At 40.8% G+C, this 21183-nt stretch carries 17 protein-coding genes; 13 read left to right on the forward strand and 4 right to left on the reverse strand.

Features of this window, described 5'->3' with window-relative positions:
- Positions 1 to 14: 14 nt before the first annotated feature.
- Complete coding sequence (locus L6421_RS00085; RefSeq protein ID WP_237261938.1) at positions 15 to 959, reverse strand: homoserine kinase; 945 nt, start codon at positions 957 to 959, stop codon at positions 15 to 17.
- Between the two features lie 61 nt (positions 960 to 1020).
- Here L6421_RS00085 and polA point away from each other — a divergent pair, with 61 nt between their 5' ends.
- From polA to L6421_RS00110, 5 genes are all read left to right on the forward strand, one after another.
- Positions 1021 to 3849, forward strand: coding sequence for a DNA polymerase I (polA, locus tag L6421_RS00090; protein WP_237261939.1), 2829 nt, complete (start codon positions 1021 to 1023; stop codon positions 3847 to 3849).
- Positions 3850 to 4124: 275 nt separating this feature from the next.
- Positions 4125 to 4457, forward strand: coding sequence for a hypothetical protein (locus L6421_RS00095; protein WP_237261940.1), 333 nt, complete (start codon positions 4125 to 4127; stop codon positions 4455 to 4457).
- A 68-nt stretch (positions 4458 to 4525) separates the two neighbouring features.
- The gene (locus L6421_RS00100) at positions 4526 to 5245 is read left to right on the forward strand and encodes a hypothetical protein (protein ID WP_237261941.1); all 720 of its coding nucleotides are present in this window, start codon (positions 4526 to 4528) and stop codon (positions 5243 to 5245) included.
- A gap of 11 nt (positions 5246 to 5256) precedes the next feature.
- Complete coding sequence (locus L6421_RS00105; protein ID WP_237261942.1) at positions 5257 to 6114, forward strand: DUF6502 family protein; 858 nt, start codon at positions 5257 to 5259, stop codon at positions 6112 to 6114.
- Positions 6115 to 6125: 11 nt separating this feature from the next.
- Complete coding sequence (locus L6421_RS00110; protein ID WP_237261943.1) at positions 6126 to 7208, forward strand: DUF5666 domain-containing protein; 1083 nt, start codon at positions 6126 to 6128, stop codon at positions 7206 to 7208.
- A gap of 155 nt (positions 7209 to 7363) precedes the next feature.
- On the opposite strand, the gene yihA is transcribed toward L6421_RS00110, so the two are convergent.
- A complete protein-coding gene (gene yihA / locus L6421_RS00115; RefSeq protein ID WP_237261944.1) occupies positions 7364 to 8062 on the reverse strand; it encodes a ribosome biogenesis GTP-binding protein YihA/YsxC in 699 nt (232 codons plus the stop codon).
- Between the two features lie 365 nt (positions 8063 to 8427).
- Between yihA and L6421_RS00120 the strand changes: the two genes are divergently transcribed.
- The 5 genes from L6421_RS00120 (at position 8428) to L6421_RS00140 (ending at position 14713) form a co-directional block, all read left to right on the forward strand.
- On the forward strand, positions 8428 to 10533 hold the full coding sequence (locus L6421_RS00120) for a cytochrome c biogenesis protein ResB (protein ID WP_237261945.1): 2106 nt from the start codon (positions 8428 to 8430) through the stop codon (positions 10531 to 10533).
- A gap of 14 nt (positions 10534 to 10547) precedes the next feature.
- Positions 10548 to 11726 (forward strand): c-type cytochrome biogenesis protein CcsB, encoded by a 1179-nt coding sequence (gene ccsB / locus L6421_RS00125; RefSeq protein ID WP_237261946.1) that lies wholly within the window; start codon positions 10548 to 10550, stop codon positions 11724 to 11726.
- 25 nt (positions 11727 to 11751) lie between these two features.
- Positions 11752 to 12378 carry a thiol:disulfide interchange protein DsbA/DsbL gene (locus L6421_RS00130; RefSeq protein WP_237261947.1) on the forward strand — a complete coding sequence of 209 codons (627 nt, stop codon included), beginning with the start codon at positions 11752 to 11754 and terminating at the stop codon, positions 12376 to 12378.
- Between the two features lie 262 nt (positions 12379 to 12640).
- Positions 12641 to 14296 carry an acetolactate synthase large subunit gene (locus L6421_RS00135; protein WP_237261948.1) on the forward strand — a complete coding sequence of 552 codons (1656 nt, stop codon included), beginning with the start codon at positions 12641 to 12643 and terminating at the stop codon, positions 14294 to 14296.
- Between the two features lie 78 nt (positions 14297 to 14374).
- The gene (locus L6421_RS00140) at positions 14375 to 14713 is read left to right on the forward strand and encodes a hypothetical protein (protein ID WP_237261949.1); all 339 of its coding nucleotides are present in this window, start codon (positions 14375 to 14377) and stop codon (positions 14711 to 14713) included.
- A gap of 38 nt (positions 14714 to 14751) precedes the next feature.
- On the opposite strand, the gene recQ is transcribed toward L6421_RS00140, so the two are convergent.
- Positions 14752 to 16554: a DNA helicase RecQ gene (gene recQ, locus L6421_RS00145; RefSeq protein WP_237261950.1), complete on the reverse strand. Its 1803-nt coding sequence runs from the start codon at positions 16552 to 16554 to the stop codon at positions 14752 to 14754.
- A 128-nt stretch (positions 16555 to 16682) separates the two neighbouring features.
- A complete protein-coding gene (locus tag L6421_RS00150; protein ID WP_237261951.1) occupies positions 16683 to 17294 on the reverse strand; it encodes a nitroreductase family protein in 612 nt (203 codons plus the stop codon).
- A gap of 330 nt (positions 17295 to 17624) precedes the next feature.
- On the opposite strand from L6421_RS00150, the gene L6421_RS00155 reads away from it, so the two are divergent.
- The 3 genes from L6421_RS00155 to L6421_RS00165 are packed head-to-tail and all read left to right on the forward strand — an operon-like array spanning position 17625 to position 21134.
- Positions 17625 to 18548, forward strand: a complete 924-nt coding sequence (locus tag L6421_RS00155) for a hydrogen peroxide-inducible genes activator (RefSeq protein WP_237261952.1) — start codon at positions 17625 to 17627, stop codon at positions 18546 to 18548.
- Positions 18549 to 18570: 22 nt separating this feature from the next.
- Complete coding sequence (locus L6421_RS00160; RefSeq protein WP_237261953.1) at positions 18571 to 19320, forward strand: MlaA family lipoprotein; 750 nt, start codon at positions 18571 to 18573, stop codon at positions 19318 to 19320.
- Positions 19321 to 19340: 20 nt separating this feature from the next.
- Positions 19341 to 21134, forward strand: a complete 1794-nt coding sequence (locus L6421_RS00165; protein WP_237261954.1) for an ATP-binding protein — start codon at positions 19341 to 19343, stop codon at positions 21132 to 21134.
- Positions 21135 to 21183 lie beyond the last annotated feature (49 nt).

Here is a 21183-nt window from a genome sequence, read left to right on the forward strand (position 1 = left end):
TTATTAAAAAGAGTCTATTGGTGAAGCTGCAACACCCGTTTAAAGACATTCGGGTCTTTGATTTGTGTGATTTCACCTTCTCTAGGGATGTGTTTATCTTTTAAACGCGATAAGAAGAATCGCAGAGCGGCTAAACGTAAAGCGGCAGGCCAAGCGGCCTGTTCTGCCTCGGTTAATGAACGTTGGGTTTGATAGGCCGATAACATTTCATCTAGACGTTGCTGGTCAAATTCGATTTCAGCGGGATTATCAGCATGCACTCGACACCAATCATTCACCATGACCGCCAAGTCATACAACATTGGTGCATTACAGGCGTAGTACAAATCGATAATGCCGGTTAATGCATCGCCATTGAACATGGCGTTATCGCAGAACAAGTCGGCATGAATCACACTTTTTGGCAAAGCAGACCAATCGGTTTGTGCTTGAAACGCCAATTCAGATTCAATCATCTGGCGTTCATCCTCTTCAAGATACGATTGGATATCAGCAAAGGTGTTTTGCATCCAGTCGATATCACGATCGTTTGCCCTAACCCCTTCATAATGCTGTCCCGCGATATGGAAACGTGCCAACTGACCCCCCATCACACCGCATTGTGTAACAGAAGGATTATCTACCGTACTGCCGGTCAAACGCTCAACCAAGGCCGCCGGTTTACCGCACAACTCTTTTAAATAGCCGTTCGAATGGGTGGGAATCGGGTGCGCTGTAGGAATGTTATGCTCTGCCATAAACGCCATGATATTCAAGAAATAGGGTAATTCTTCAAATGTATGGTGTTCAAAAATCGTTAAAACAAATTGTTCTAAATGGCCATGTTTAATGGTATTGACAAAATAATTGGTATTTTCAATACCGGCGCTGATTCCCTCAAAGGAATCCAAAGTTCCGACATCATAATCTTCTAAAAAGGCCACTAATTGGTTTTCTTCAACGACTGTATAGACAGACATAGAGTAAAGTCTCGTAATTGGGTAAAATGATTTTTCAAATTTTATCACATGAGCATCTTAAATGACCGATTCCAATTCGCAAATTTCTTTTAACGCCGACAGCCCTTTTATTTTAGTGGACGGTTCATCCTATTTATTTAGGGCTTTTCACGCTATGCCACCTCTTACCAATGGTAAAGGCCAGGCAACTGGGGCGATTTTTGGCGTTATCAATATGCTGGGTAAACTGATTGAGCAGTACCAGCCTGAGAAAATGGCGGTTATTTTTGATGCCAAAGGCAAAACCTTTCGCCATGAGTTGTATGATGAATATAAGGCGCACCGCCCACCAATGCCGGATGAACTCAGAACACAAATCGAACCGATTCATGAAATTGTCAAAGCCTTGGGGTTACCCTTATTGGTGATTGATGGTGTTGAGGCCGACGATGTGATGGGAACCTTTGCCCACCAAGCTACCGAAGCCCAACACGACACCTTGATCTCAACGGGTGATAAAGATTTAGCCCAACTGGTGAATGAACATGTCACCCTAATCAACACCATGAACGACACCCTTTCCACTCCTGAAAGCGTATTGGAAAAGTTTGGGGTTCGTCCTGAACAGATCATCGACTACTTGGCTTTGGTCGGCGATAGTGCGGATAACATTCCAGGAATTCCCAAATGTGGCCCGAAAACCGCGGTTAAATGGCTGAACTCGTTTGGCAATATCGATAATCTAATCGCCAACGCCCCGATGATTGGGGGGAAAATTGGTGAGAACCTGCGCAATAACCTAGACCAACTTGTACTTTCTAGGGAACTGACTACCATTAAAGTAGACTGCGATTTGCCTGTTAGCCTAGACGATATTCAAAGAAAACAACCCGATTTAGAACGTTTACAAGAGCTCTTCAAAGAGTACGATTTACGCAACTGGTTAAACCAGGTGATGGCTGGGCACGCGCCTTTTTCAAAGTCCACAGGCGCGAAAGCCCATAGCCAAACAGTGCAGAAGAAAACCAGCAATAGCAGTGAAGAGCAAAGCCCTATAACACCGCAATCCACTCAAAATGCGCAACCATCAAATTATGAAACAGTATTTACCGAAGCGGAATTTGCAAAATGGATGGAGCTTATCCAGCAAGCGGAACTGTTCGCCATCGATACCGAAACCACCTCGTTGAATACCATGCAAGCAAAAATCGTAGGGATTTGTTTAGCGGTTAAAGACCCAGCAAGCACCGGTAATCTAGCCTGTTATATCCCGTTGATGCATGATTATGAAGGCGCTCCACAGCAACTTGATATCGACATGGTTTTAAATCAACTAAAACCCATCCTAGAAAACCCAAATGTCGCTAAATGCGGTCAAAATTTAAAATATGACTGGCATGTGTTACAGAACCACGGCATCGACTTAAAAGGCATGCAGTATGACACCATGCTCGAATCCTACTCGTTGAACAGCATTGCTACCCGTCACAATATGGATGATTTGGCACTCAAATACCTCAACCATCGCACCACCCATTTTGAAGAGATTGCCGGTAAAGGTAAAAAACAGCTGACCTTTAACCAAATCGAGATTGAAACCGCGGCCCATTATGCGGCTGAAGATGCCGACATCACCTTGCAACTACATCAAACACTTTGGCAACAATTAGAAGCAGAACCACCACTTAAAAAGGTATTTACCGACATAGAAATGCCTTTAATGCCAGTTTTGGCTCATATGGAACGCAACGGTGTATTGTTGGATACCGACATGCTGGCGATTCAAAGTGAAGAGATCAGTAAAAAACTCACTGAACTTGAACAAAAAGCGCATTTAATCGCCGGAGAAGTCTTTAACCTCAACTCTTCTAAGCAATTACAAACCATTTTGTTTGAAAATCTAGAGCTACCCATCATCAAGAAAACCCCCAAAGGCCAACCATCTACCGCCGAGCCGGTATTGGCCGAATTAGCCGATCAAGGCCATGAGATGCCTATCCTGATTCTAGAATACCGCAGTTTGGCCAAACTGAAGTCGACCTACACCGATTCCCTGCCCAAACAGGTAGACCCAAATACGGGTCGTGTTCATACCTCGTATATGCAAGCGGTAGCATCAACCGGACGTTTATCCTCAACCGAGCCTAATTTACAGAACATTCCAATCCGTTCTGCAGAAGGTCGTCGAATTCGTCAGGCTTTTATAACCAGGCCTGGTTATAAAATGGTGGCGGCGGATTATTCGCAAATTGAACTGAGAATTATGGCGCACTTATCGGGTGATGCCGGACTTTTGAAGGCCTTTTCTGAAGGCAAGGACATCCACCAGGCTACAGCCGCTGAAATTTTTGGTGTTCCGTTAGAAGATGTCACCACTGAACAGCGTCGCAGCGCCAAAGCGGTGAACTTTGGTTTGATTTACGGCATGTCGGCGTTTGGTTTAGCCAAACAGTTGAATGTAGGGCGCAATCTCGCTCAAGAGTATATAGATTTGTATTTCTCACGTTATCCTGGCGTATTGCATTATATGCAAGACACCAAAGAACAGGCTAAATCGACAGGTTATGTTGAAACCTTATTAGGTCGTAGACTGTATTTGCCGGACATCAACGCCCGCAACGGCCAGTTACGCCAATACGCTGAACGTACCGCTATCAATGCCCCTATGCAGGGAACGGCAGCCGATATCATTAAAACCGCGATGATACAAATCGAAAAATGGTTACAAACCTGTGGTTTTGATATCCAAATGCTCATGCAAGTGCACGATGAATTGGTGTTTGAAGTCGCTGAAGACCAATTAGATGCCGTAAAACCCGAAATTAAACGCTTAATGGAATCGGCTCTTGAATTGAAAGTGCCGTTGATTGTTGAAATCGGTGAGGGCAATAACTGGGATGAAGCCCACTAAACACGATACCCAAAATCCTTTACACAATCTTCTTTTGTGTAAAAACCTCTAATCATCTATGACTTAAACCTTTGGCCTTTATTTCCCTTAAGGGCCAAACATCCTAAACCTCGACTCAACAACCCTTATCAACTTGTTCTCCCTTGGAAAAATCTATACTTTTCACTTTATGTAATTTATTTACATTTTTATTGACAGTAAATGGCAAAAAATTTAATATTACAAATGTAAACGTTTAACATTTCTTATATAATAACCACAATGGAGATTTATCCATGAACATGATTTCTAACAAAATTGTTTTGAAAACCGCGGTTGGCGCTACTCTTGTTGCCGCCACTTTCGCTTCTATGGCAAGCATGGCGATGGACATGACAACAATGCAAGCTCAGCAAGAGCAAGTCATGCAAACACAAGGTAAAGTAGAAGCGATGACGCAGTCTATGGAAAAAATGCAGACCATGACACAAAACATGGAGAGAACCCAAGCGATGGTGCAAACAACCCAACAACTTAGGGTTCAGGAACAAGCACGCTTACATCAGCAAGATCAGGTTGAGCAAACTGAAACGACAACCGCAGATGCCGAAGCGACCGTGGTAAATTAATTTTTACTGCTGGACAAAGTGGCATGACACTAAATGCCACGATTTATTAAACTTAATTAAGATACAAAATGAATCACTCAATTTTTAAAATTATTTTGCTACCGGTTCTAATCCTGTTATTTGGAATGGTCGCTTTGAACTCAATCGCCCAAGCAGATGAGAACACTAAACTCACTACCGGCTTATTTTATATAGACGGGCAAAGTGACACCATCAATAGTGACAATGTCACATCGGTTTCGGTTCCATTAATGCTTTCCATCAAAAAGGATGAACTCTCTTTTGGTGTTTCGATGGCTTATTTATCGGTTAAAAGCGGTTCATTCAAAGAAAGCGGTTTGGGCGATACTTCTGTAAGCATTGGTTATGATTTAAACGACCAGTTTACTTTTAAATTAAAACAGAAGTTTGCCACTGGTGATGCCGATAAAGGTTTAAGCACAGGAAAAGATGACTCCTCTTTTCAGTTAGATTATTTTGCAAGCTTAGGAAACCAAAGCTCGATTTTTACAACATTAGGGTATAAATATGTCGGTAAGGTTGAAGGCTGGAATATGCAAGATAGCATCTATGCGTCTGTGGGTACCGGTTATGTCTATAACAATAAAACCAGTATCGGTATCAGTTTAGATTATCGTGAAAGTATTTTTAAAAATTTAGACGATCAATTAGGTTTTGCGGCTTTTGTTAGTAAGCCTTTAAATTCAACTTATAGCTTAACCGGCTTTGCTGGTTATGATGTCACCTCAACCAGTAGCATCGGTGTAAGCTTAACAACCAAATTTTAAAGTTTAGAAATATGACTCAAGAAACCGTAACTTCAGTAAAAGAAAAAGCTCTGGCCAAAGCATTAAGTACGATGCTTAGGCCTTTAGTGCGTTTATTAATCCATCAAGATATTACCTATATCGGCTTACTGAATTTGCTAAAACGAACCTATGTCGAAGTGGCTGAGGAATCGTTTACGATTGAGAGCAAAAAACTCACAGACAGTCGTATCAGTCTATTAACCGGCATTCATCGTGGTGACGTTAAGCGTATTCGCACTGAAAACCTGAATCAACCGACTGAAAAAGAGTTGAAAGCAAGCCTGAGTTCTCAACTTATGTCTATCTGGATGGGTCATCAAGGTTATATTGATGTGAATGGTGAGCCTCTGGCTCTGTTCCGCTATCAGCAGGACGGTAGCCCATCGTTTGAAGAACTGGTGTTCTCAGTATCTAAAGACAAACACCCGCGTTCGATATTGGACGAATGGTTAAGCCAAAATTTGGTGGAATTAACCACCGAAGATAAACAGGAAAAAGTTCAGCTTAAAAAAGCGAGCTATATTCCAGAAGAGGACTTTGAAGAAAAACTCTTCTTTGCCGGTAAAAACATCGGAAGCCATCTGACCACCGTTGCACACAACTTGGAAAACCAAATTCCCGCTATGTTTGATAGAGCGGTTTATTATTCGGGTTTAACCGAAGAGTCGATTCAGAAATTGGAAACGCTTTCCAATGAAAAAATGATGGCGGTTCTAACCGAATTAAACCAAGTGGCAAGTCAGCTTCAAGAACAAGACAAAAACGCTGAGCATGCACAACATGAGATGCATGTGGGGGCATATTTTTGCCAAACCTTGACAAAAAAACCTTCTGGTTCTGAAGATTAGGACAACACCCAATGTTGAGTTTACTACAACCATCAAGCCGCTTGATGACACAACTATTTAAAAACGGGCTGACCATTTTGCTGTTAGCCATGACGGTTTCAGCCTGCCAGTTGTTACCTACAGAACCCAGCAAACCTGCTGAAACCAAAATGGCCAGTAATTCCGGTTTTGGTGGAACAGGTAAATCACCTGTAGATGAAACTCAGATTGCCACTAAATCCGGATTTGGAGGCACGGGTAATGTCGCATCTACTTCAGGTTTTGGAGGTACAGGCATTATTGGAACCATCACCGAATTTGGTAGCATCTGGGTCAATGGTGTAGAGATTGAATACGATAGCGATGTCAAAATCAGTTCAAACGTCTCTGATCAAGAAACATTACAACTCGGTCAGCAGGTGGTGGTGGAAACAGAAACGGATAAAGCCCTACCGTGGACGAAAAATATTTATGTTTTCTATCCAATTGCAGGAAAAATCGAAGACGTTAAAGCCAACCAAATCATGGTTGATGGCAAGCTGATCTATTTAAACAATCAGACTCAATTGAGTGAAGGTGTTGAGCTTAAAACAGGTCATTTTGTAGCCATTAGTGGTTATCCAGATAATAACGATAACTGGGTTGCCACTCGAATCAGCAGCAACCCTAAAGCGGTGCATATTTATCAATTGGCGCCGGATGTGTCCTTTTCCGACAAGGTACAACATTTATTGATTGAAATCAGTAAACCGCAATTATCTGCCTTGAACCAATCATTTAAAGGTCTGCCGATTGCGATTATTGAAACACCTGGTAAGACTGAAACCAGCCAAAAATATCTGCTAAAAGCCGATATCAAGAAAGGTGAGATTACTCAATATCACCTGCTTAAACATAAAGCCGCTGCGGAAGAGCTCAAAAAACAGTCCTTACTTGAAAGTAGCCAGGCGGCCAAAAAAAAAATGAATGACTTTAAGGAGATGCATGAGATGCAAAAAAAGCAACGAGATATCCTGCAGAACCAAGTAGAGCAAGCACGGCAAATACAAGAACTGAAAGCGCAATTTGATAATATCAACGAGATTAAAAACAATATGTTCAATAACGCCAGATAAGCTTGTTATAAAGCCACCAGGCCTGGTGGCTTTTCTGGCTATAGAGTTCTGTAAAATATCTAAAAACCAAAAAGCCGCTTAAACATGAGTTTAGCGGCTTTGTCATTTGGTAAACCCGATAGCAGACCCCGTCTGATTTAACGGATTCTCTAAACTTAGTTAAATCGGCGAATGTTGCCTTTTGTTTTAGGCTTCTTACTACCTGGTCGAATTTTTTTGCTATCAACCGGTTCTTTTTTCTCTTTTGGTGGACGTTCATACTCCATCCACTCATCCAGTTTATTCCAGACCTCATTCAAGCCATCACGCTTCAAAGAAGAGAACAGCTGTGCGGTGGCGTGCGGATACTGCTCCTTGAGCAATTGTTTTAATTTCAACAACTCGGCTTTAGCTGGTCCTTTTTTTAGCTTGTCCGATTTGGTTAACAACACATGCACCGGTAAACCAATGGCTTTTGTCCAATCCAACATAATCAAATCGATTTCAGTCGGTGGTATACGTGAATCCATTAACAAGATTAACCCTTTTAAAGACTCCCTCTTTTCAATATAGGTGGTTAAACCGGCTTCCCAAGCGCGTTTCACCTTAACATTCACCTTGGCGAAACCGTAACCCGGTAGATCCACTAAAGCGCGAGTGTCATCAACCGTAAAAAAGTTGATTAGTTGCGTTCTACCTGGGGTTTTACTGGTACGGGCAAGTGTTCTTTGTGAGGTGATGACATTCAATGCACTCGATTTACCTGCATTGGAGCGTCCTGCAAAAGCGACTTCATGAGTCAGCTCATCTGGACATAAATCAATCGTTGGCACACTTTTTAGATAAGTCGCTTTTTGGTAAAGAGGATGTTGCATAGTCTTAAATTTAAATCCGTTAATTTTATAGGTTGGTTTTTTTAATTAGGTATCACCAAAAACCGATTGAAACCGCTTAAAACCCCTGTTTAAACTGGCTAAGATTTATTGAAAAACAATCAGAAAAGTTATAAGCAAATCAGTATCAAATTGATATTTTAATACTTTATCAATGATTTACATAAGTATATACTCTATCCTATTTTTTAACGAATTCTAATCTGGTTAAACATAAAACCGATTGCGCTAAAACCCTTTAAAAAACAAGGTTTAAACGCAATATGAAAATTTTTTCTTTATAAAACAGTGGCCTATATTTTTGTGCCTTTATAAAACAACCAGAGAATAATAACTAAATTGATACTATGACTGAACCGACACAAGTAGAAACTACGCCAAATAAAACGCCTTTGCAGTCCGAAAAAGGTCAAAACCAAACTAAAAATCCAAAAAAACCGAGTGTTTTTATGAATTTTTTGGGGTCGATGAACCTAGCCGTAACGTTATTGGTTATGCTTTCTATCGCCTCGGTAATCGGTACGGTTCTTAAACAGGACCAAAGCCTCCAGGATTACATCATTAAATTTGGACCTTTTTGGTCGCAAGTGTTCAATGATTTAGGGCTGTTTCACGTTTACGGCGCCGCTTGGTTTGTTTTGGTTTTGCTTTTCTTACTATTCTCAACCAGTGTTTGTGTCACACGCAACACCCCAGGCTTCTTAAAAGACATCAAGCAATTCAGCGAAAAACTCTCGAAGAACGCCCTTAAACACCAGCCTAATAATACGGTTGTTCAAAGCGCTTTACCGCTGGAGCAACAGCAAGGTTATGCTAAAGCGCTACTTGAACATAATGGCTATAAAACCAAAGTTCATCAACGTGATGATGGCAGTGTTACCGTAGCGGGTTTGAAGGGTCGCTGGAACCGTTTAGGTTATTTCTTCACCCATATTTCCATTATCGTTATTTGTGTCGGTGCGCTTTTAGACAGTAATCTACTGCTTAAATTCCGTGAATTGACCGGAGATTTAAAGCCTGAAACCCGCTCTGTCAGCTTGAATGAAATCCCAAAACAATCATGGCTAGGTAAGGACAACCTTTCTTTCCGTGGCTCGGTTAACGTACCTGAAGGTGAAAAAACCGATGTGCTGTTTCTACCTTATGAAAATGGTTACTTGGTTCAAAAACTCCCTTTCACCATCGTAAATGAAAACTTCCGCATCGAGTATTACGATACCGGTATGCCTAAATCTTTTGAGAGTGATTTGGTTTTGATGGCACCTGAGTTGGATGAACCTATTAGACAAACCATCGCGGTCAACCACCCTCTTTATTATAAAAACTATGCGATTTACCAATCCTCTTTTGGAGATGGTGGAACCAAGTTAAACCTGAAAATCCACCCACTATTATCGCCTATTGAAAACGCAATTAAACTGGATACCCAAATCAACGGTATCGAACCTTTAAAGACACCTGTTGGTACCTTTAAAGCTGAGTTTAACGACTTCAAAATGCACAATATCGTGCCTGCCACAGAAGAAGAGCGTAAGCTGACCGGCCATAAAATGCATAACAACGGCCCAACCATTATTTTTAAGGTTCGTAATGAGCAAGGTAAGGCGTGGGAGTATGAAAACTACATGTTGCCGTCTAAACAAGAAGATCGCTGGTTCTTTATGACAGGCGTCCGTACCAGCAATGCCGAACCATTCAGATACCTGTTTATCCCTGCTGACGCTCAGCGTAAGAAGGAACGTTTCTTCAAGTTCCTGACAAGCCTGAATAACCCATTAAAAGTCAAAGAGTTATTCACCAAGCTATACCCTAAAGATGAAACCATGTCGCAGCAGACATACGATATTCAAATTAAACTGTTACAGCAGCTCTTAATGCTATTCCGTAATAAAGGGTTCAGCGGTATTACCAATTTTGTAAACCAAAATGTTCCGGAAGCGGACCGCAAAAAAGTCTCGGAATACTATTTTGGACAGACCAGTTTTGCTCTACAGACACTTTATATGGATATCCTGATTCAGGAAGGTGTCGCCAAAACACAAGATGAAGAAATTTCGCAATTTGATAAAACCTGGTTCGAAGATGCGTTAAATACCGTTGCCGGTCTATCGGCTTACGGACCACCAATGTATTTTGAAATTGAAAACTTTAAAGAAATTCAATCGACTGGTCTGCAAATCACTAAATCGCCTGGTAAGGATGTGGTGTATTTTGGTAGTGCTATGTTGATTATCGGGGTGTTTTTCTTGTTCTACGTTAGACAGCGTCGTACTTGGATTCACATTCAACCAAAAACAGAAGACGATGAATCGGGTTCTGAAGTGACGATTGCTGCCAAAGACAATAAGAACTTACCTGAAACAACCAAAGAATTTGAATTATTAGTCAGCAAAATCCAAGACTATAATGCTAAATCAGAAAAACAAAAATCAGAAAATTCTCAACAAGAATAACTGGGGCGAAAATTATGCAAACTGAAAATTACATGGACGAATTTAAAGATTCAACAAAAACGTCTTTTTCCATAAGAGATATAGCTTGGGCTATCTTTGTTGCTTTAGGCGCGGTCTACGGCTGGCTCCAATATGGTAGCCTAATGGATGAATATGAAATTGGTATTCTAATCGGTACCACAATCGGCCTGATTGCTTTGGGTAAGATGTGGCCAAGCATTCAACAACTTACTCTTTGGGTGACCGGTTTAACTTTTATCGCTTTGTGGTCTTATCAAGCGCACGGCAATGTGATCACCGCCAATGAGCAAGCCTTTTTCTTGAAGTTCCTGGTATCCAGCCAATCGGCCATCATGTGGATGAGCGCTCTGTTCGTATTATCCACCGCCGCTTACTTTTTAGCTTTATTCAATAAATCTGAATTTACCGCTAAAACGGCAACCACTCTGGTATGGAGTGCCGTGACCTTTGGTTTAGTGGGCATGATGGTTCGTTGGAGAGAGTCTTACATCATCAACTTCGACTATGGTCATATCCCAGTCAGTAGCTTGTATGAAGTATTCATTTTGTTTGTGGTGCTGACCGGTCTGATGTATCTGTTTTATGAACAGCGTTATAAAACTCGTGCATTGGGTGGTTTTGTGATGTTGGTCATCAGTTCTGCCGTAGCGTTTTTACTATGGTATACCTTTGATAAACAAGCGCATGTGATTCAACCTTTAGTGCCTGCATTGAAAAGTTACTGGATGAAAATCCACGTACCGGCCAACTTCATTGGTTATGGCGGATTCTCCATTGCCGCAATGATCGGTTTGGCCTACTTATTGACCAATAAAGCTTTAACCAAAAACCCAAATAGCGTTTTTGCCAGCAAGATGCCCTCTTTGGAAGTGATGGACGATCTGATGTACAGAACCATCTCTTTAGGTTTTGCCTTCTTCACCATCGCGACCGTATTAGGGGCTATGTGGGCAGCCGAAGCTTGGGGTGGTTACTGGTCTTGGGATCCAAAAGAGACCTGGGCTTTGATTGTTTGGCTTAACTACGCCGCTTGGTTACATATTCGTATGTCTAAAGGTTGGCGTGGTGCGCCGATGGCTTGGTGGGCGTTAGTTGGCCTATTGGTCACCACTTTCGCTTTCTTAGGGGTAAACATGTTCTTATCAGGTTTACACTCTTACGGTGAACTGTAACTCTTAACTATAAAAGGATATGACTATGCAACGTAGAGCATTTTTAGCGGGCTGTGCCGGGTTATTAACCGCCAGCAGTTTTCCTGCTTTATCTGCCGATGGTTTTGGTTTGGTGGAAGGTGTGGAATACAAATTGGTTCCTCAGCCTCAACCCACCATTCCACACCCTAAGAAAGTGGTCGAAGTTTTTGGTTACTCTTGTCCGCATTGTTATCATTTGGAACCGAGTCTGAATGAGTGGTTAAAAGATAAGCCAGAAGACATCTATTTTGAACGTATGCCGGTGGTGTTCAATAGCCCTAACTGGATTTTTATGGCTCGTGTTTTCTTTACCGCCCAAGAATTAGGCGTGATTGAACAGTCACACACACCCTTTTTTGATGCCTTGCATAAAGACAAAAAAGAACTGTTCACCGTTGAAGCGATTGCCAAGTTCTTCACTCAGTTTGGCGTAAAGGAATCTGACTTCATCAATAACTTCAAAAGCTTTAAAGTCGATCAATTGGTACGTAAAGCAGGAAAATTGACCCGTGCTTACGGTGTTGAAGGGGTACCGGCCATTATCGTAAATGGTAAATACCTTACTGATGTTGGTATGAATGGCAGCCGCGATAAAATGTGGACTACCGTCAATACCCTTACCAATCAATAAGCGTTACTCACCTTATAGTCAAATCCTGATTATGCGAGGAGCAACTCCTCGCAATCTTACGTCTTTTACCCTTATCCCTATACCTTGCCCAACAATGGCCTTAAAAGCCGCAAAAGTTGGTAAATTAACTGACCAGGCCTGGTCATTTGTTTTGTTAGTCTTCATAATAAAGCCCATTACTTAAAACAAACACCAAGAAGTGGTTAAGCGTTATTTCCCGCTTCTTTGCTAATTACTAAATCTATAAGAAAGCGAGCAAGCTATGAAAGCGGCCAATCTATTTGTTAAATGCCTTGAAAATGAAAATGTCGAATATATTTTTGGCATTCCCGGTGAAGAAAACTTAGATATCATGGATGCGCTGCTCGATTCAAAAATCGATTTTATTACCACTCGTCATGAACAAGGTGCCGCTTATATGGCTGATGTTTATGGACGTTTAACCGGTAAACCTGGCGTTTGTCTCTCCACCCTTGGGCCAGGCGCTACCAACTTGGTTACCGGTGTGGCAGATGCCAATATGGATAACGCCCCATTGGTGGCTATTGCCGGGCAGGCGGGGACAACACGTCTACATAAAGAGTCACACCAAGTGGTCGATTTGGTCAGCATGTTCAAACCGATAACCAAATACGCCACCCAAGTTCTAGAACCGGAAACCATTCCCGAAGTGGTGCGTAAAGCCTTTAAATTAGCTCAAGCGGAAAAACCCGGGGCAACCTTTATCGACCTACCTGAAAACATTACTGAAATGGATACCGATGAACTGCCTCTTCCCGTCAGTACCAACCGTCTGACTTTTGCCGACAGAAGCTTAATCAAACAAGCGGCAGAATTAGTCAAGAGTGCCCATTGTCCGCTCATTTTGGTGGGCAACGGTGCAGTGCGTTCCCGTGCTGGAAAATACATCCAACAATTTGTAGAAAACCATAAAATCCCGGTAGTGAATACCTTTATGGCTAAAGGCATCATCCCTTTCTATTCAGATATGGCGATGGGTACCGCGGGTCTGCAAAAAGGCGATTATGAAAACGCCGGATTCGCTAAAGCCGACCTAATCATCTGTGTGGGTTTTGATATGGTGGAATACCACCCTCACCTATGGAATCCAAATCGTCAACATACGATTATCCATATCGATACCAAAAAGGCCGAAGTCGATAACCGCTATATTCCGGAAATTGAACTTATAGGTAATATTGGTCCTAACCTTGCCGCTTTAGGTGAAGCATTAACTGAAACTCTTGAAACCCCTATAAACTCAAGCCAAATCGAGTTTCATTTACGTGATGCGATGATTAAAGAGATGAATCGTTGCCGTAAAAGCGATGCTTGGCCAATGCTACCGCAAAAAATTATTTGGGATTTACGTACTGCCATGGAATCTGACGACATTGCGATAAGTGATGTTGGCGCGCACAAGATGTGGATGGCACGGATGTTCCGCTGTGATGAACCGAACACCTGTATTATCTCCAATGGCTTTGCCGGTATGGGAATAGCTGTACCTGGAGCAATTGCGGCAAAACTGGCTTATCCTGAGAAAAGCATTGTGGCGGTCACCGGCGATGCCGGATTTATGATGAATTCTCAGGAAATCGAAACCGCTTTACGATGCAATACCCCGATTGTCATTTTGATTTGGAATGACAGCCAATACGGTCTAATCGAGTGGAAACAAAAACGCCGTTTTGGACGTTCCGCCTATATTGATTTTAAAAATCCGAATTTTGTGGATTATGCCAAATCATTTGGTGCGATTGGGGTTCGTATAGAAAAAGCGGACGAACTGTTACCCGTTTTACAGACTGCATTGAAAACCCCAACCGTCACGGTAATCGATTGCCCGGTGGATTATTCTGAGAATGATCGTTTAACCCAACTTCTAGGTAATGTTTTATCGGAAATAGAAGATTAAAATCATCCTTAAAAAAACGTTAATGGTGCTAATCTAACGTTTGCTGATTTTTAAATATAGAACTGTAGAGGATACCTCATGATTTACATTGAACGTAACGCTCAGAATGACATAGAAAACATTCATTTTGCGCCTGGGCCTAACCTTGAAGAAATTAGCCTCCACGACCCAAAATTAAAAAAATATATTGAAACATCGACTGATAGCGAAGAACTTATTCAGAAAGTGCTTAATCAATTAGATTTGGATATGGTGCGTGTGATTGAAGACGTGATTGATATCATGATTGATAAAAATTTGATTTTGTTTACCGACTTGCCAGACCCAGTACAAAATAAAATCCTTTTCAAGAAAAGTATCCGTAACCTTTCTAACAACAATTCCATTATTGAAGATGAAGAGTTGATTAACTTCTAAAACAGGCTTTTTAGTTATTTTACACTGGCCTTGGATTTTTACATGGCTCTCAAAGCCGCTAAAAACTCAAAACCGTAGTTTTCCAATTTCTTCTCACCCACGCCGCTAATCGCCAATAATTCGGCATCGGTTTTAGGTCTTTTTTGTGCCATTTCAACCAGGGTGGCATCACCAAAAATCTGATAAGCGGGTTTATCTTCACTTTCGGCAATCTCTTTACGTAGAACTCTAAGTTCTTCAAAACAAGCTCTATCTTTATCCAATAGAGTCTCTTTTGAACTGCTACGTTTACCAGGCCTGGTCACTTTATTCAGTGTCTTTTTAGGAAACGCCAATTGAATCTCTGTCTTACCTTTTAAAACATCACCAGAAAGCTCTGTTAGCTTCAATACCGAATAGTTTTGGATATCTTGATAGATATACCCTAAATGGATCAATTGACGCAAAATACTCGACCATTCTTGCGCTGAATACTCTTTGCCGATTCCGTAAGTACTCAGTTGATGATGGTTTAAATTTCGAATGCGCTCATTATCCATACCACGCAATACATCAATGACCTGTTTAGCCCCGAACCCCTGCTGCATTCTGTAAATGCAAGACAAGGCCTTTTGAGCCGCCTCTTTACCATCAAATAAAGTGGGGGGATCCAAACAGATATCGCAATTACCGCACGCTTTATGGCTGGGTTCGGCAAAATAGTTCAGTAACACATTACGTCGACAGGTCTGCGCCTCGGCAAAATCGACCATACTCGATAACTTGAAATTCTCTAAACGACGTTGCTCTTCATCACTTACGTTTTCTACAAAATGTTTGGCGGTGGCGACATCTTGCATACCGAATAGCAACAAGGCTTCAGAAGGCAATCCATCGCGCCCTGCTCGGCCGGTTTCCTGGTAATAACCTTCAATGTTCTTTGGTAGGTCATAATGCACCACAAAACGCACATTGGGTTTATCTATGCCCATACCAAACGCCACGGTGGCCACCACAATATCGACTTCGTCACGGATAAACTGTTGATGCACTTTCTGCCTGATTTCGGAAGGTAACCCTGCGTGATAAGCTTTGGCGTTAAACCCCTCCTCTTTGAGTTTTTCGGCCACCTCTTCTACCCGTTTACGACTTAACGCATAGATAATCCCACTGACATTTGGCTGAGTTTCCAAAAAAGCCAACAACTGTTTCATAGGGTTACTTTTTTCCAGTACACGATAACGGATATTCGGACGGTCAAAACTGCTGATATGTACTTTAGGTTGGTGAAATTGCAACTTGTCGATGATGTCTTGGCGGGTCGCTCTGTCGGCGGTGGCGGTAAGTGCGATAAAAGGTACCGCAGAAAACCACTCTCTTAAAGCGCCCATTTGACGATATTCCGGTCTAAAGTCGTGACCCCACTGGGAGATGCAATGGGCTTCATCTATGGCAAACAACGCAATCGGTAGACTTTGCAAACGCTGGATAAAACTCTGGTTCAAAAGTCGTTCAGGGGAGACATACAGTAAATCCAACTGCCCGGAGTGCAATTGCGCCAACACCGCTTCTGCCGACTGCGCATCTAAGCTCGAATTGTAATAAGCGGCTGAAACCCCATTGGCCTGTAAAGCCGAAACCTGATCTTGCATCAAGGCAATCAAAGGTGAAACCACAATCGCCGTACCCTGCCTAAGTAAAGCAGGAATTTGATAACACAGCGATTTTCCGCCTCCGGTCGGCATTAAAACGAAACAGTCTTGGCCGGAGATTAAATCCTCGATAATCTCCTGTTGCTGGCTTCTAAAAGAGTCATAACCATAAACGGTTTGTAATACATTCAATGCAGAAGAGTGGCTCACTTTGCGGGAATATCCTTAAAAGCTAAATAAAGTGGTTAAAAGAGGCGCTAAAGTAGAGTATTCAACCATTAAATTCAAGTGATAAATCTAAATCACCAGGCCTGGTAGCAAACTAAAATGACCAACAATCAATCTAAATAAAAGGTCACTTCCTCGACAGTTTTACGTTTAGATTGGTTTTTTAGCTGACAATTTTCTTCAATATTACCCAAATACAAAGCTCCAATTAATTGGATTTGTGACGGTTCAATTGATAAATTTTGATAGGTTCTTGGATCATTGATAATCGGTCCAGTACTCCACTGCACCCCTATTTTTTGTTGCCAAGCCATCAGTTGAAAATTTTGAATGGCGCAAGCACAAGCTGCATAATCTTCTTGGCGAACGGTACTGTCTTGCGCCAAGACTTGACCTACCAATATCACCTGAGGAATGGCCATAAATTTCTCAAGCGCTTTTTGGTAAAAACCGGCATAACATTCAGTGTCTGTTTGAGATTTTTTACTGGCTCGGTTGTCTGCATAGACTTCCGCCAATCGGTTTTTAAGTTTTTCACCGACCACATAAAATTGCCAAGGCTGAGTCAATTTATGGTTAGGTGCCCAGATGGCCGCTTGTAAACAATTATTCAATTTAGTGTCATCCAGCGGATAAATTTCTTTATCTAAAAACTGATAACATGTACGTCTTGATTTGATTAAATTCAATAAGGATTCAGTATTGATTTGATTAAATTCCATCCAAAAAATATTCCTTTGTTTGTAGCCTATATTTGACTATAAGCCCTATGGATAACTTATGTATATTTGTGGATAACTATACATAAAATTGAAAACCGAAATTTTATCCACAATTCACGCACACTTACACACATACTTTATCAGAAACTATGCACACAGCTTAATCACAAACTAACTATTTGATAAAATACTCAAAATCTGACTTATCTACACAATTGTTTGTACTAATAAGAATAAAAAGAAGTTATATATAAAGAAAATATATACTTTACTTACCTAGCCAATTATCCACTACATTCAATAAATAACGACTTTAATAAAGACCTTTTTATGACATTAAATGAACTTAAATATATCGTAGCGGTTGCTAAAGAAAAACATTTTAGAAAAGCTTCTGAAATCTGTTTTGTTAGCCAACCAACTTTAAGTGTAGCGATTAAAAAGCTCGAAGATGAATTAGGTGTTACTCTATTCGAAAGACGTAAACAGGATGTTTTGGTTACCCCTATAGGTAAACAGATTATTGGCATTGCAGAAGAGATACTGGAACGTAGCAAAGATATCAAACAGATCGCTAAAGAAGCACAAGGGGATTTGACTACCGAACTGAAGATTGGCGCTATCTATACGATTGCCCCATATCTACTTCCTAAACTGATTCCCAGTTTTCATAAAATTGCCCCCAATATCCCTTTGGTGATAGAAGAAAATTACACCCATGTATTAGCCGATAAATTAAAATCCGGTGAATTGGATATTGTGATTCTCTCTTTGCCTTTTGATGAACCCAATATTGAAACTTATAATCTCTATGAAGAGACCTTTAGCGCCATTGTTCCTAATGAACATCCTTTGGCTAACAGCACTAAACCGGTTGACTTGGAAAGCTTAGAAGATGAAACTATCCTATTATTGGGTTCGGGGCACTGTTTTAGGGATCAAGTGGTAGAAGCTTTTCCTGGTTTGACCAATCTGAATTTACAAAATAGTCGTTTGCAAAAGACGTTTGAAGGCAGTTCATTGGAAACAATCCGATATATGGTTTCTTCAGGTGCTGGTATCTCCATATTTCCATGTACATCGCTCTCAGAACGCGATGAAGAGCTTTTTACCATTAAACCCATAAAATCCCCCGTTCCTAAAAGAACGGTTGCCCTTGCATGGCGTAAGACGTTTTCACGTATGCAAGCGTTAGAACTATTCAAACAGGCTATCGAATCCATCAAAATACCCTGTACACAGTCCTCACAATAATGAATAAAAGAATTAAAACGTTATGAAATTATTCCCCTCGCTACTATTAGCCTGTTTGATGTTTAGCCCGATGACTCATGCTGAAAGCGATTCGACTAAAGTTAATAAAAACCCCATGAATCCACAGGATCCATACGAATCTTTTAACCGAGTCATGTTTGATTTCAATATGGGGTTCAATGATACCTTCGGTAGACCGATTGCAGATGCTTATAACGGTATTTTGCCGCAACCAGCCAGAACAGGGATCAATAATGTTTTTGATAACCTTAAAACCCCGTTATCGGCGATAAACTGTTTTTTACAGGGTAAGGTCGAAGATGGTTTATCCGAGATTATGCGTTTTACCCTCAACAGTACCTTTGGTTTGCTTGGCTTATTAGATGTAGCCGAACCAGCAGGTTTAGAAGCTAAATATGAAGATTTTGGACAAACCCTTTTTCACTGGGGAGTGTGGAATGAAAGTAGCTATCTGGTTTTACCAATAGTGGGTTCTTATACCACACGAGAATTGGTAGGCGGGCTGAGTGAAAGTAGCGTTGATCCTATCTATGCTACGATTTTGGAAGATACCGATACATCCGGCCGTATTATGATTTTTATGGGTGATAAGTTTGTCAAATATACCAAAGTGGTAAAACTTCTTGAAGACATCAAATCACAGCCCGACCCCTATGTATTTAGTCGTGAGAGTTACTTACAGTATAGAACCAATCTTATTTTTGATGGTAAAGCCCCACAAGCTAATTTAGATGATTTTAATTTTGAATAAGCTTTAAAGAGTTGAAGTCAATGAATACACAAGCCGACAATAATATAGAGCTTAAAGAAACACTTCAAAAACAGAAGCTTTTGTTGGTTTTAGAAAATAACCTGAGCAGTAGTTTGGGTAACTTTGGGGTGGCGTTACTGATTACCCTGATTTTTGACCACTTTATGGACAATAACGTTGTTTATGGGTGGTTTTTTTATATGGTTTCGGTCTCTATATTACGGCTTTTTATCGGGAATCATCTCTATAAGACAATCCAAAAAAGGGAATATAAACCGGTTTTTGAACGGATTGTTTATGTGTTTGTGACATTAACCGCAATGGGTTGGGGAACGGCTTCAATTTTGTTTATCAACGCTGAAAATATCGACACGAACCCTTATTTGGCCATCGCCATTGCTGGAATTGTTGCAGGCAGCACCGCCTCACTTATTCCGATTAAAAAATACTTTTTCAGTTTTGTTGTTTTAGCCCTAGTGCCCACATTGTTTAGCTTTTTTGTAATGGGCGGCATTGAAAATTACTATTTTTCCTTGATGATCCTATTGTTCATTTTATTCATGTACAGAAACGGCAAGATTTTCAGTGCTAATATCTCACATAATTTTGAACTGATATATAAAAACCAAAATCTGATCGACAACCTCAAAATAGAAAAAAACAAAGCTTTGGAAGCCAGTGAACTAAAAAGCCAGTTTTTGGCGAATATGTCACATGAAGTGCGTACTCCAATGAATGCCATTTTAGGGTTTATTCATCTACTTAGAGAGAAAGAGGTCGATTCAAAAAAACTCAGTTATTTAGAAACGGTGATTCATTCGAGTGAGAATTTACTCAATATTATCAACGACATTTTAGATTTCAGTAAAATTGAGAGCAATCAGTTACCAATTGAAAAAAAATCATTCAATCCTAACGATACCCTGCAAAATTCATTGAACCTCTTTCAAGATGCTGCCGCGAATAAGAATATCCAACTAGAGTTTGTTTGTAAGAACACCCTGCCAAAAAATGTGATTAGCGATGAATTCAGGCTTGCTCAAGTCCTCAATAATCTACTCTCGAATGCGATCAAATTTTCACCTGAAAAAGTCAATGTCGTTTTGGAAGCGTATTACGATTTTGATAAAGGCGAATTATCGGTAACGGTATATGATGAAGGGATTGGGATTGCCGAAGAAAGACAAAAAGAGATCTTCAATGCCTTTTATCAGGTGGATGCCTCAACCACCCGCAAATATGGGGGAACCGGTTTAGGTCTATCGATTTCTTCCATGTTGGTAAAAATGTTGGGTGGAAAATTGGAAGTTGAATCGACTTTGAACAAAGGCAGTAAATTCTTTTTCAGTATCAAAGCTCCTGTCGATCAGGCGGTTCAAGTCAAACCTATTATTCAACAACAAATGGACTTTGAGGTAATCAATGGCCATGTATTGGTTGTAGAAGATAATTTACTCAATCAAAAACTAATCATCGCGTTACTAAATAAATTTGGTTTAACCTATGAAGTGGCCAATGACGGTATTGAAGCGGTTGCTGCTTATCAGAAAGATAAAAATGGCGAGTTTTCATTAATTTTAATGGATGAGAATATGCCTAATATGTCCGGTATCGAAGCGACACGCAAAATTCGTCAAATTGAAGCACAAGACAAAAAACCGGCCATACCGATTATTGCGGTAACCGCTAATGCTTTAGAGGGTGATAGGGAACGTTTTTTAACAGAAGGTTTTGATGAATACATAACCAAACCGATTAATGCCCGATTGTTGTATGAGGTTCTAGAGAAATACACGGATCATCCACAAAGCTAACTATTGTCACCAGGCCTGGTAACTTGCTGAACTATTTATAAAACCGATA

The organism is Thiomicrorhabdus immobilis (assembly GCF_021654855.1).
In the GTDB taxonomy this organism is placed as follows: Bacteria; Pseudomonadota; Gammaproteobacteria; order Thiomicrospirales; family Thiomicrospiraceae; genus Thiomicrorhabdus; species Thiomicrorhabdus immobilis.